10 protein-coding genes are annotated in these 13,235 nt (G+C 56.9%); 9 read left to right on the top strand and 1 reads right to left on the bottom strand.

The genetic code is table 11. The features are described from left to right. The first annotated feature begins 11 nt into the window (after positions 1 to 11). The 9 genes from glnL (at position 12) to Q0796_RS05035 (ending at position 11,443) form a co-directional block, all read left to right on the top strand. On the top strand, positions 12 to 1,058 hold the full coding sequence (glnL, locus tag Q0796_RS04995; RefSeq protein WP_298440772.1) for a nitrogen regulation protein NR(II): 1,047 nt from the start codon (positions 12 to 14) through the stop codon (positions 1,056 to 1,058). Further along, positions 1,055 to 2,467, top strand: a complete 1,413-nt coding sequence (glnG, locus tag Q0796_RS05000) for a nitrogen regulation protein NR(I) (RefSeq protein ID WP_298440773.1) — start codon at positions 1,055 to 1,057, stop codon at positions 2,465 to 2,467. The genes glnL and glnG overlap by 4 nt, the downstream gene beginning before the upstream one ends. A 556-nt stretch (positions 2,468 to 3,023) precedes the next feature. Further along, on the top strand, positions 3,024 to 3,218 hold the full coding sequence (locus Q0796_RS05005) for a formate dehydrogenase (RefSeq protein ID WP_298440774.1): 195 nt from the start codon (positions 3,024 to 3,026) through the stop codon (positions 3,216 to 3,218). 15 nt (positions 3,219 to 3,233) lie between these two features. Next, positions 3,234 to 6,098, top strand: a complete 2,865-nt coding sequence (locus Q0796_RS05010) for a formate dehydrogenase subunit alpha (protein ID WP_298440776.1) — start codon at positions 3,234 to 3,236, stop codon at positions 6,096 to 6,098. A 22-nt stretch (positions 6,099 to 6,120) separates the two neighbouring features. After that, a complete protein-coding gene (gene fdh3B / locus Q0796_RS05015; RefSeq protein ID WP_298440778.1) occupies positions 6,121 to 6,696 on the top strand; it encodes a formate dehydrogenase FDH3 subunit beta in 576 nt (191 codons plus the stop codon). 122 nt (positions 6,697 to 6,818) lie between these two features. After that, the gene (locus tag Q0796_RS05020) at positions 6,819 to 7,742 is read left to right on the top strand and encodes a formate dehydrogenase subunit gamma (protein ID WP_298440875.1); all 924 of its coding nucleotides are present in this window, start codon (positions 6,819 to 6,821) and stop codon (positions 7,740 to 7,742) included. A gap of 378 nt (positions 7,743 to 8,120) precedes the next feature. Next, positions 8,121 to 9,473, top strand: coding sequence for a coproporphyrinogen III oxidase family protein (locus Q0796_RS05025; protein ID WP_298440779.1), 1,353 nt, complete (start codon positions 8,121 to 8,123; stop codon positions 9,471 to 9,473). A 100-nt stretch (positions 9,474 to 9,573) separates the two neighbouring features. Further along, complete coding sequence (locus tag Q0796_RS05030) at positions 9,574 to 10,419, top strand: PfkB family carbohydrate kinase (protein ID WP_298440781.1); 846 nt, start codon at positions 9,574 to 9,576, stop codon at positions 10,417 to 10,419. A gap of 34 nt (positions 10,420 to 10,453) precedes the next feature. Next, positions 10,454 to 11,443 (top strand): GGDEF domain-containing protein, encoded by a 990-nt coding sequence (locus Q0796_RS05035; RefSeq protein WP_298440783.1) that lies wholly within the window; start codon positions 10,454 to 10,456, stop codon positions 11,441 to 11,443. An 89-nt stretch (positions 11,444 to 11,532) separates the two neighbouring features. Here Q0796_RS05035 and Q0796_RS05040 read toward each other — a convergent pair whose 3' ends face one another. Beyond that, entirely contained in the window at positions 11,533 to 13,170 is a 1,638-nt protein-coding gene (locus Q0796_RS05040; RefSeq protein ID WP_298440785.1) for an electron transfer flavoprotein-ubiquinone oxidoreductase, read from the bottom strand. Between the last annotated feature and the right edge of the window lie 65 nt (positions 13,171 to 13,235).

The following is a 13,235-nucleotide window of genomic DNA, read 5'->3' on the forward strand; positions in this document are numbered from 1 at the left end:
AGGACACCAGCATGGAACTCTCTGCGCCCATCGTCGATCATCTTGCCACCGCGGTATTGATGCTCGATCCCAGTCGCCAAGTGGCCTACGCCAACAGCGCCGCCGAACAGCTGTTTGGCTTGGGGCAGCGGCGCATGCGTGGCTGCACCTTAAGCGAGCTTTATCAGCATCTGTCGGTTGATGCCCACACCCTCAACAGCGCCTTAGGCAGCAATCAGCTGCAAACCTTGTACGCGCTGGCATTGGCCACCCACGACGGTCAACACCACACCATCGATCTCAGCATCAGTCCGCTGCCGCAACAGCAGATCTTGATTGAAGCCCGTGCCATTGATCAGCAGCAACGGATCAGCGAAGAGCTGCAGCAGTACGCCCAACACCATGCGGCGCAACTGCTGGTGCGCGGCCTGGCCCACGAGATCAAAAACCCACTGGGCGGCCTGCGTGGCGCAGCGCAGCTGTTGCAGATGGAGCTGCAAGACAACGAACTGACCGAGTTCACCCAGATCATCATTGAGCAAGCGGATCGGCTGCGTAATTTGGTCGATCGGCTGCTGGGGCCGCAGTATCCGGGGCAGTGGCAGCTGGGCAACGTGCACCGCCTGTTAGAATCCAGCAGCCAATTGTGCCAACTCGAAAGCCACGGCCAGATCGAGATTGAGCGCGATTACGATCCCTCCATCCCCGATTTTTTGATGGATCCCGCCCAGCTGGAACAAGCCCTGCTGAACATCATGCGTAACGGCTGCCAAGCGATGCAACAACAGGGCACGCTGCGGTTACGCAGCCGCAGCCACGGTGCCATGACCATCGCTGGCACTCGCCACCGCCAAGTGGTAGCGCTGTCGATTCGCGACAGCGGCCCCGGCATCGCCCGCGAGATCCGCGACACCCTGTTCTACCCGATGGTGACCGACAAAGCCGACGGCAGCGGGCTGGGGCTGTCCATCGCCCAGAACATCGTCAGCCAGCATCAAGGTCGGATCGACGTTGATAGCTGGCCCGGCCACACCGAATTTACCCTCTATCTGCCGCTGCGATTTAAGGAGAGCCTGTGAGCGAACAAGTTTGGATCCTCGACGACGACAGCTCCATTCGCTGGGTGCTCGAGCGCGCCTTAAAACGCGCCGAGATCAGCAGCGCCAGTTTCGCCTCTGCCGATTCCTTAAGCGAGGCGCTGCTGAGCGCCCAACCCCAGGCGATCATCTCGGACATCCGCATGCCCGGCACCGATGGCTTAACGCTGCTGCAGCGGATCAAGCAAACCCAACCGGAACTGCCGGTGATCATCATGACCGCCCACTCCGACTTAGACAGTGCCGTAGGCGCCTACCAAGCCGGGGCCTTTGAATACCTGCCTAAACCGTTTGATATTGATGAAGCCCTGACGCTGATCCGCCGCGCCCTAGAGCACAGCTTGGCGCGCCAGCCCGCCAAGCGCGTTAAACAAGCGCCATTGCCCGAGATCATCGGTGAAGCGCCCGCGATGCAAGAGGTGTTTCGCGCCATCGGCCGCTTAGCGCGCTCCTCCATCAGCGTGTTGATCAACGGCCAATCCGGCACCGGTAAAGAGTTGGTCGCCAGCGCTCTGCACAAACACAGCCCGCGGGCGGCGCACCCGTTTGTGGCGCTGAACATGGCCGCCATCCCCAAAGATCTGATCGAATCCGAACTGTTTGGCCATGAAAAAGGCGCCTTTACCGGCGCCGGTGGCCAGCGCACCGGCCGCTTCGAGCAAGCCAATGGCGGCACTCTATTCTTAGATGAGATCGGCGACATGCCGCTGGACGTGCAAACTCGGTTGTTGCGGGTGTTGGCCGATGGCCAGTTTTATCGGGTTGGCGGCCACGCGCCGGTCAAGGTGGATGTACGCATCGTCGCCGCTACCCACCAAGATCTGGAAAGCCGGGTCAAACAGGGGCAGTTTCGTGAGGATCTGTTCCATCGCCTTAACGTCATCCGCGTGCAGCTGCCGCCACTGTGTGAACGCAGCGAAGACATTCCGGCGCTGGCGCTGCACTTCTTACGCAGCGCCGCCAAAGAGCTGGGCGGCGAGCCCAAGCGGATAAGTAACGACGCCATGCAGGTGTTGCAGTGCTTTAGCTGGCCCGGCAACGTCCGTCAGTTGGAGAACGCCTGTCGTTGGATGACGGTGATGGCGTCGGGGCAGGAGATCTTGCCGCAAGATTTGCCACCGGACATTGAGGTTACCTCCGCCAGCCCCAGTGCCAGTCCCCATGGCAACGCGCCTTTGCCGTGGACCGACGAACTGGCCAGCTGGCTTGAATCAACGTTGGCCAATGGCGACTCCAATGTGCTCAAGCAGGCGCTGCCCGCCTTTGAACGCACCATGCTCACCGTGGCCCTACGCCACAGTGGCGGCCACAAGCAAGACGCCGCCAAGCTGCTGGGCTGGGGTCGCAACACCTTAACCCGCAAACTCAAAGAGCTCGACATGGATGCATAACCATTCAATTAACCTGCCCAAACGCAGGATGCAGTCACTGCTCATTGCAGTGCTGCGTTAAGATCACAAATCCCTGCCGCTGCTTTTGTTTGCTTGGCCACAGCAGCGGCAAATCTCAGCTTGCGGTCACATTTGGACAAAATGACCCAAACCATCAGGCATCGTTTCCATCGATTAGGGCAACTGATTGAACCGATAAGCCAAAACCTCCAATCACTCCCTTAGGGCAACAGAAGCAGTGGCAAAAAACCGCAAATAGCCCCAAATAGTCGCAAAGTGGACTAAATAACCCGCGTCAAAATAACGATTTACCAACAAAGCCACCACGGCTCCATTGCAGCACCACCACCAATTCACCCCGCAACTTGATCCAGATCAAGTTTGGCGTTTCTTTACCGCCCTACCCCAACAAAAACCGATCTAGATCACTTTTCATCCCCTATGGCCGTGGACAATGCGGGTAATCCCTCCATTTCTGGATGGTTAATCAGCAGTTTATTTATGCACATTTTTGCATAACTGAACGTTCGAACTCGGGTATCCCCAAGGAGATACGATGAAATCCAATTCCCCTGCGCGTGATCGTCGCGATCTGTTGAAGCTGCTGGTCAGCGCACCGATCGCCGCCACTGCCGTCGCTGCGGCACCAGCCCAAGCGAAAGTCGCCGCGCCTAGCGCCGCTGACCAATCCGCAAACTACCGCGAAACCGACCACGTACGTCGCTACTACGCGACCCTACGCGGCCAATAACGGAGTAATCACGCGATGAAATTAACTCGTAAGACGACCGCTGCCACCGCAACCGGTTTAGGCTTAAACCGTCGTCAGTTTCTGAAAAATGCAGGTGTAACCACGGGCGGCATCGCTGCTGCTTCGATGCTGGGCACCGGCATGATCAAAAAAGCCAACGCCTCTACCACCGTAGACGCGAACGCCCCTATCGAAGTAAAACGCACCATCTGTAGCGCCTGTGCTGTGGGTTGTGGTGTTTACGCTGAAGTCCAAAACGGTGTTTGGACTGGACAAGAGCCGGCCTTCGACCATCCCTTCAACCGTGGCGGACACTGTGCAAAAGGTGCCGCGCTACGAGAGCATGGCCACTCAACCAAACGCGTTAAATACCCAATGAAGCTGGAAGGCGGCAAATGGAAGAAGCTCTCTTGGGAGCAAGCCATTAGCGAAGTGGGCGATCAGATGCTGAAAATCCGTGAAGAGTCAGGCCCAGACGCCTTGTACTTCATGGGCTCAGCTAAGTTCTCCAACGAAGGCTGTTACATGTACCGCAAATTTGCGGCCATGTGGGGCACCAACAACGTCGATCACTCCGCGCGGATCTGTCACTCCACCACCGTTGCTGGCGTAGCCAACACCTGGGGTTACGGCGCGATGACCAACTCGTTTAACGACATCCGTCACGCCAACGCGATCTTCTTTATCGGCTCTAACCCAGCCGAAGCGCACCCGGTGGCCATGCAGCACATCCTGACGGCCAAAGAGCGCAACAACGCCAAGATCATCGTGGTTGACCCGCGTTTCTCTCGCACCGCAGCGCACAGCGATCTGCACGCAGGCATTCGCCCAGGCACCGACATTCCGTTTATTTACGGCATGTTGAACGTGATCTTTGAAAACAACTGGCAAGATCAAACCTTCATCGACCAACGCGTTTGGGGCATGGAAGACATCGCCAAAGAAGCCGCTAAGTGGCCTCTGGCTGAAGCGGCACAGGTGTGTGGCGTTGAAGAAGAAGTGATTTTCCAAGCCGCTAAGCTGATGGCGGATAACCGTCCGGGTTCTGTGGTTTGGTGTATGGGTGGTACTCAGCACACCGTGGGTAACGCCAACACCCGTGCTTACTGTTTGCTGCAGCTGGCGCTGGGCAACATGGGCAAAGTGGGCGGCGGTACCAACATCTTCCGTGGCCACGATAACGTACAGGGCGCCACCGATTTGGGCCTGCTGTTCGATACCCTGCCAGGTTACTACGGCCTGTCTACCGGTGCGTGGAAGCACTGGAGCCACGTCTGGGATCTGGACAAGAGCTGGGTTGATGGCCGTTTCGACCAAGGTGAATACCTGGGTAAGAAGCCGCAAACCACCCCGGGTCTGCCATGTTCTCGTTGGCACGATGGCGTACTGGAAGACAAAACCAAATTGGGTCAGCGCGACAACGTGCGCATGGCGTTCTTCTGGGGTCAGTCAGTAAACACCGAAACCCGTCAGCGCGACGTCCGTGATGCGTTGGATAAGATGGACACCGTCGTGGTGGTTGATCCTTACCCAACCATGGCCGGCGTAATGCACCGTCGTAAAGACGGCGTTTACCTGCTGCCAGCCTGTACTCAGTTTGAAGCCAAAGGTTCGGTAACTAACTCTGGTCGTTCTGCTCAGTGGCGTCATCAAGTGATTGAGCCGCTGTTCGAATCTAAGAACGACATGGAGATCATGTACCTGCTGGCCAAGAAGCTGGGCTTTGCCGAGCAGTTCACCAAGCGCATTAAAGTTGAAGGCAACATGCCTAACGTCGAAGACGTTACCCGCGAAATTAACCGCGGCATGTGGACCATCGGTATGTCCGGTCAGGGTCCAGAGCGCATCAAGATGCACACGGACAACTGGGGCACCTTTAACATCGACAACCTGCAAGCCCCGGGCGGCCCAGCTAAGGGTGAGACCTACGGTCTGCCTTGGCCTTGTTGGGGTACCCCAGAGCAGAAGCACCCAGGCACTCACATCCTGTACAACACCAGCGAACACGTACTGCAAGGTGGCGGTAACTTCCGCGCTCGTTTCGGGGTGGAACGCAACGGTGAAAACCTGCTGGCTGAAGGCTCTGCGCCAGTGGGCAACGAGTTGGGTGATGGTCACCCAGAATTCACCGCCGCCATGCTGAAGCAACTGGGCTGGTGGGACGAGCTGACCGAAGCAGAAAAAGCCGAAGCCGATGGCAAAAACTGGAAGACCGATTTGTCTGGCGGTATCCACCGCGTGGCAATGAAGCACGGTTGTGTGCCTTACGGTAACGCCAAAGCCCGTTGTAAGGTGTGGACCTTCCCAGATCCAATGCCAGTACACCGCGAGCCGCTGTACACCCCACGTCGTGACTTGATCGCCAAGTACCCAACCTACAACGACATGCAAGTACATCGTCTGCCGACCCTGTACAAGTCGATTCAAGACAAGGTGATTGCCGACGACTTGGATAAGAAGTACCCACTGGCGCTGACCTCTGGTCGTCTGGTTGAGTACGAAGGTGGCGGTGAAGAATCTCGTTCTAACCCGTGGTTGGCCGAGCTGCAGCAGGAGATGTTCGTTGAGATCAACCCTGCCGATGCCGCTGATCGCGCCTTGCAAGATGGCGACACCGTATGGCTGACCGGCGCTGAAGGCGGCCGCATCAAAGTGAAAGCGATGGTTACCCCACGGGTTAAGCCAGGCGTAACTTGGATGCCTTACCACTTCGCCGGTGTGATGCACGGCGCCGATCTGGATTACCCAGAGTCTGGCGGCATCAGCACCAAGCCGTACATTGTTGGCGAATCCGCTAACACCGCTCTGACCTACGGTTACGACCCGATCACGCAGATGCAAGAGACCAAATCGTCTCTGTGTCAGATCGTAAAAGCGTAAGGTTCACTAGGAGATAAGCCCAATGGCTACCATGAAATTTATGTGTGACACCAAGCGCTGCATCGAGTGCAACGGCTGTGTTACCGCTTGTAAGAACGAAAACGACTCCGCACTGGAGTGGGGCATTCAGCGTCGTCGCGTTGTCACCATCAACGACGGTCAACCAGGCGAAGCGTCCATCTCTGTGGCGTGCATGCACTGCAGCGATGCGCCTTGTATGCAGGTGTGTCCGGCCAACGTATTCAGCAAAACCGAAGACGGCATCGTTCAGCACGATAAGTCCCGTTGCATCGGTTGTGGTTACTGCTTGTACGCCTGCCCATTTGGCGCGCCGCAGTTCCCGAAACAGTCTGCGTTTGGCTCTAAAGGCAAGATGGACAAGTGCACCTTCTGTGCCGGTGGCCCGAACACCGAAGCGGGCTCTGCTGAAGAGAAAGCCCAATACGGTGCTAACCGTCTGGCGGAAGGCAAACTGCCAATGTGTGCCGAATTGTGTTCTACCAAAGCACTGCTGGCCGGTGATGCAGGCATGGTGTCTGACATCTACCGCGAGCGTGTTGTTGGCCGTGGCCACAAGAACGCCGGTTGGTCTAAGTAAGGCTCATTGATGCTATTCCGGGCTCACCCTAGGTGAGCCCGCTCTAATGGAGCAATACCATGACATTTAAACTGGTTAAGCCACTGCTGATGCTTGCCGCTTTGCTGCTGTCTGGCTTCGCCATGGCCGACGATGTGTCGACCCCAGCGCAAGCAGGCAACCAAGCAGAGATCGTATGGGAAGCACTGAAGCAAGGCGCAGAGGGTCGGACCACCGGTACCGCCCCTTTTGCCGAGCAAGCGATCAACAGCTACGATCCACGCCTGTTGGAAGTACGCAATAACTACCTCAGCTACGCCATGTTTGCCGCTCTGTTCGGCATGATTGGCGTGTTTGTGGTGTTTATCGCCGTCAACGGCATCTCCAAGCTGTCCGATGGCTTCTCGGGCAAGCTGGTGGCGCGTTGGAGCAAGTTCGACTTGTTCTGCCACTGGTTAGGCGCCATCCCTTGTCTGCTGCTGATCATCACCGGTCTGACGCTGTTGTCTGGCAAGTTCATTATTGAACCCTTGCTGGGGCAAGCGGCATTCGCCTCGATGGCGGCACTGGCCAAACCGATCCACGATTACATGGCGCTGCCATTCATCGCCGGTTGGGCGCTAATGAGCACACTGTGGGCTAAACATCAGCTGCCAGAGAAGTGCGATTTAGCGTGGTTCTTAGCGGTGGGTGGTTACATCAACTTCGGCCCATTCAAAGGCAAGCACCCGCACGCGGGCTTTGCTAACGCCGGTGAAAAGCTGTGGTTCTGGACCTTCGCCCTAGGTGGCGCGGTGATCTGCGCCACCGGCGTTGTGTTGCTGTTCCCGGATCTGGTTGAGCCAAGCCGTACCCTCAGCCTGATGGCAATGGCGGTACACGGCATCATGGCGATCGTGATCACCGCCTTCGCGGTGGTGCACATCTTCATGGCAACGGTGATGTCTGAAGGCGGCATGGAGAACATGATCTCCGGCTACTGTGACGAAAACTGGGCCAAGCAGCACCACGATCTGTGGTACGACGAGATCAAAGCCAACGGCACCTTAAAGTACAAAGATCAGTAAGCTCATCCCTTAATGGTCGATTCAAGCCCCAACCTCGGTTGGGGCTTTTTTGTGACTGCCGCTAAGGCCTCCAGCCTCTAACTTTTGCCCCAAAACCTGCTAAGAGCCGCAGTGCGGCTCTTTTTTATGCGCCTAATGTACGGTTACGCAACAAACTCATGGAATGATCACAACCATGAACAAAAACCTTCGATAACAATGCCGTGATGCCGACAGCCTCGCATTTTTGTCGATCCACCCTCGGCGATGGTCACATTCTCGCAACGTCCACCTATCAGCCACCGGCCGGAATTCTTAAGCTGATGTTGCCCTGCCAATGATTGCCCTTAGAAGGCAACGACTCACGGCACTAAACCCATGCACGAATAAGAGCCCGCCATGTCCATTGCCGAACGCGCCATCAATAACGCCGCCATTAATCATGCCGCCGAGATCACCACCCCAAATTGGATGCTGCGTGGCATGGAAAACCTGATGCAGCACTACACCAAGCGGCACCTGTGCATGGACACTCGCGCTTGCGATGCCATTCCGGCGCCACGGGCAGGCCACAACTACACCCTGTATATCCACGTGCCGTTTTGCCACACCCTTTGCAGTTTCTGCACCTTCCACCGCTTCCTGTTTAAGGAAGAGAAAGCCCGCGCCTACTTCAAAGCGCTGCGCAAAGAGATGCAGATGGCCAAGGATCTTGGCTACGACTTCCACGAACTGTACGTTGGCGGCGGCACCACCACGGTGCTGGTGGATGAACTGGCTCGCACCATCGAACTGGCCAAAACCCTGTTCCCTGCCATTAAGCAGGTCTCCTGCGAATCGGATCCGTTGCACCTAACCTCTATGGAGTTCACCCAGCTGCATGGGCTGGTGGATCGCTTATCCGTTGGGGTGCAAAGCTTTGATCGCGGCATCTTAGAAAAGACCGATCGCCTGAAGAAGTTTGGCGAGCCGGAAGTGGTGTTTGAAAAACTGGCTCGCGCCAAAGAGAACTTCCCCATTCTGAACTGCGACATGATCTTTGGCTTTGAAGGGCAAACCCCTGAAGTGCTGGCCAGCGACATCGCTACCTTGAAACGCTTAGGCCCACGCCAGATCACCACCTACCCGTTGATGGTGTCGGATCTGACCAAGCGCCACGCCCAAAGCAAAGGCGTATCCAAGGCGCAGTTGGCCAACGAAAATCAAGACATCCGCAGCGACTACGAGCTGATCCTGAACGAATTGCGCGGCGAGTACGAACAGCTGACCTCGTGGTCGTTCGGCAAAAGCAGCAGCGAAGCGTTCGACGAATACGTGGTGAACTGCGACGACTACTTAGGGCTTGGCTCGGGCAGTTTCTCGTTCTTGCACGATCAGCTGTACGTAAACAGCTTCTCGCTGCGCCGTTATCAAGAGAAGATCAATAGCGGCCTGATGGGCGTCGAAGCCACCAAAACCTACAGCAAGAGCGCCACCTTGCAGTACCGCTTCTTGCTGAGCGTGTTTGGCGGTCGTCTTGACAAGCAGTACTTCAAAAACAAGTACGGCAGCAACGTCTATACCGCCCTAACCAAAGAGATGGCCTTTATGCACGGCATTGGCGGCTTCGAAACCGATCCCAGTAATCCCGATGTGCTGCAAGCCACCCCTAACGGCCTAATGATCGGCCTGATGATGATGAAAAACTTCTATACCGGCATGGATAACGTGCGCGCTCAGCTGCGTAAGCCACTGAAACAAGAAGACATGTAATCCATTGCCGGCCCACAAAACCGGCCTTCATGCGAAGGCCGGTTTTTTTTCGGTCACAGTGGCGTAATATTGGGGTTATCGACGTTAACTGAGATCCACCATGGCCCACGCGCTGATCATCGCCAACATCAACTGCGACCAAATCCTTCGCCTTTCCCGCCCGTTGCAAAGCGGCGCTCGCATCCATTATGAAGAACAGGGCTATCGCTTAGGCGGTGGTGCCGCCAACACCGGCTTAGGCTTAGTGTGGGCGGGGCATCAGATCAGCCTATTAAGCCAAGTGGGGGAAGATCAACGCGGCGACTGGCTGATCGATCAAGCGCAGCAACTGGGCTTTAACTGCCACTGGGTACACCGCCATGTGGGCGCCACCCAACCGTTGCAGCTGTTGATGGAGCCCAACGGCGAGCGCACCATTTTGCGCCCAAATCGGCCGCGGCTGTTGCTGCCACAACACTTCGATCCCACTCCGTTTAACGCCCTCTACGTCAATCTGTCTGCCGAAGGGCTGCCCAGCCTAATGCGTCAGGCCATGGCCACCGATTGCCTTGTGGTGGCGCAACTGCCTAAGGATCTGGCGCAGCGCCCCTGTGATTACCTGATCACCTCGGTGGACGATTTAGCTCAGCATCAGGTGGACGATCCGTGGCAATTTGGTCAACAGATCGCCGGTAACAACTTGCGCGCCTTCATCGTAACCCAAGGCAGCAAGGGCGCCATCGCCTACCACGCCGATGGCCAGCAATCCTGCCCCGCCGTGGCCACCAATGTGATCGACAGTACCGGCGCAGGTGATTGTTATGCAGGCGGTTTGATCCATGCGCTGCTGCAGAGTCTATCCTTAGCAGAAGCGATGCAGCAGGCGGCGCAATGGGCGGCGTTTGCGGTCAGTGGCGACAGCTCGTTGCCACCGGAAACCCTGCAACACTATCTTCAACGGCGTTAAACCGCACTAACGCCAGCACCTAAGGATGGGGCACATGGCGTTATCGCAACAATCACTTCAGCACAAGGTGCAATCAGCGCTGTTGCTCGCCGTTGCTGCTGTGCAAGGGCTGCAATGGTTGGCGGCGTTTGCCAGCAACAGCCAAACCCCGTGGCTGTTTGCGGCGGTAATGGCGCCGCTGTTGGCGCAATTTTGTTTGGGCAAAGCCTCGGTACTGCAGCACCCGCAGCTGTGTGTCGCGATGGTGTCTGGCACCATCGCGCTGTCGCTGCCCCATCAACCCCACCCCAATCTGACGCTGCTGCTGTTGCTGCCGGTGGTTGCCGCCTTTGCCAGCAATCGCTTGATGTTGGCACTCACGGTTTTACCGTCGTTGTTGTCTTGGCTGTGGTTTTACCCGCAACCGCTGTGGGCCGCCGCGTGGCTGTTGGTAGCCACCTTGATTGGCTACCAAAGTGGGCTGTTGCATCGCCTCAACACTCTGCAACGGCGCCAAAACCAGCGACTGCAATGGCAAAAGCAGCGAAACGGCAATCGGGATCGATTAACCCAGTTGCGTAATAAGCGCTATTTCGAACAACGCTTGCAGCAAAGTGTGTCGGAAGCCAAGCGCAGTAAAAACCCGTTGAGTTTGATCATTCTCGACATCGACTATTTCCGCGCCTACAACGATCACTATGGGCACGCCGAAGGGGATCTGTGTTTGCGCGCCGTCGCCAGCCAGATCAAGGCCGCCAGCCAGCGCCAATCCGACGTGATCGCCCGCTTACAAGGCGGCACCTTTGCGCTGTTACTGCCCACCACCGATCGCAAAGGTGCAGAACGGCTTGCCCAGCAGATCTCAACCCAAGTGCAGCAGGCCAACATCGGCCATCACTGCTCGCCCATCAGCCGCAAAATCACCCTAACCCAAGGGCTAAGCCAGTGGCAGCCAGGCTTAGAAGCCGAGCACTTACTGGAACGCGCCAAACGCACCTTAGCGCAGGCCAAAGTAGAGGGACGGGATCAAATCAAAGTGGCTTAGCCGGCACCAGGGCCAGCCGCAGCCCGTTCCGATCAAAAAGAGCGCCCTAAGGCGCTCTTTTGCGGTAACCCCGTCAGTGGCTTAAGCCACTACATGTTGGGGTAATTCGGGCCGTTACCGCCCTCTGGCACCACCCAAGTGATGTTCTGGCTGGGATCCTTAATGTCGCAGGTTTTACAGTGCACGCAGTTGGCAAAGTTTATCTGCAACTGCGGCTGCTGCTCTTGGGCCCCCACGATCTCGTACACCCCCGCAGGGCAGTAACGCTGGGCCGGTTCAGCAAACTGCGCCAAGTTGACGGTGATGGGGATCTGGCTATCGGTTAAGCGCAGATGACAGGGCTGATCTTCCTCGTGGAAGGTGTTCGACACAAACACCGACGACAACCGATCAAAGCTGACTTGGCCATCGGGCTTGGGGTAGCTGATCTTGGCGGCGTTAGCGGCGAGCTGCAGGCTGTCATGATCAAAGCCCATGTCTTGCAAGGTCACCGGCAATTTGCCGCCAAACCAATTCTGTTCAATGTAGTTAAACGCCCCGCCGGCCATGGTGCCAAACTTGTGCAGCGCGGGGCCGAAGTTGCGGCTGCAGTACAGCTCGTCATGCAACCACGACGCCTTAAAGTAATCGGTAAAATTGGTGAGATCCAAGCCGCCAGCGGCGTTGCCCTGCAGCGATTCCGCCACCACTTCCGCCGCCAGCATGCCGCTTTTCATGGCGGTGTGGCTGCCTTTGATCTTGGCAAAGTTCAAGGTACCGGCATCGCACCCGATCAACAGGCCACCGGGAAAGTGCATGGTCGGCAACGAGTTAAGCCCACCTTTGGCAATGGCACGGGCACCATAGGCGATGCGTTCACCGCCTTCCAGATATTGGCGGATCTGCGGGTGGGTTTTAAAGCGCTGAAACTCTTCAAATGGGCTTAGGTGCGGGTTGTCGTAGTTCAGATCGGTGATCAGCCCCACTAAGATCTGACCATCATCGCCGTGGTACAAGAAGCCGCCGCCACTGGCACCATGATCGGTCAGCGGGTAACCGGCGGTGTGGATCACCAGCCCCGGTTGATGCTTGCCCTCGGGCGCTTGCCACACCTCTTTAATGCCCAAGCCGTAATGCTGCGGCGACTTGCCTTTATCCAAGTCGAATTGGGCGATCAGCTGCTTGCCCAAGTGGCCGCGACAGCCCTCGGCAAACAGGGTGTATCCGGCACGCAGTTCCATGCCGGGCATGTGGCCCTCTTTGGCTTCGCCATCGTGCCCCACGCCCATGTCGCCGGTGATCACCCCTTTAATGATGCCATCGTCTTGGATCAATTCTGCTGCGGCAAAGCCCGGGTAGATCTCGACCCCCAACCCTTCGGCTTGTTCCGCCAGCCAGCGACACAAGTTCCCCAAGCTGATGATGTAGTTGCCGTCGTTGTGCATGGTTTTCGGCACAAAGGCGTTGTTGAGTTTGGTTTGGCCACCGGCTTTAAGGAGGTAGATTTCGTCACCGCTTACTGCGGTTTTTAATGGCGCATCTAACTCTTGCCAGTTGGGCAGTAACTCATCCAAGGCGCGGGTTTCAAATACCGCCCCCGATAAGATGTGCGCGCCCACTTCCGAGCCTTTCTCAACCACACACACATTCAGCTCAGAATTAAGCTGCTTTAAGCGAATAGCACTGGCTAGGCCGGCAGGGCCAGCACCCACCACCAGTACGTCAAATTCCATTGACTCACGTTCCATAACAACCTCTCACTTGCGCCGTTACCACAACGGCCACTGCTCACTTCGTCATCACCCGAGCTTAC

The sequence above is a fragment of the uncultured Ferrimonas sp. genome, assembly GCF_947489035.1.
Taxonomy (GTDB): domain Bacteria; phylum Pseudomonadota; class Gammaproteobacteria; order Enterobacterales; family Shewanellaceae; genus Ferrimonas.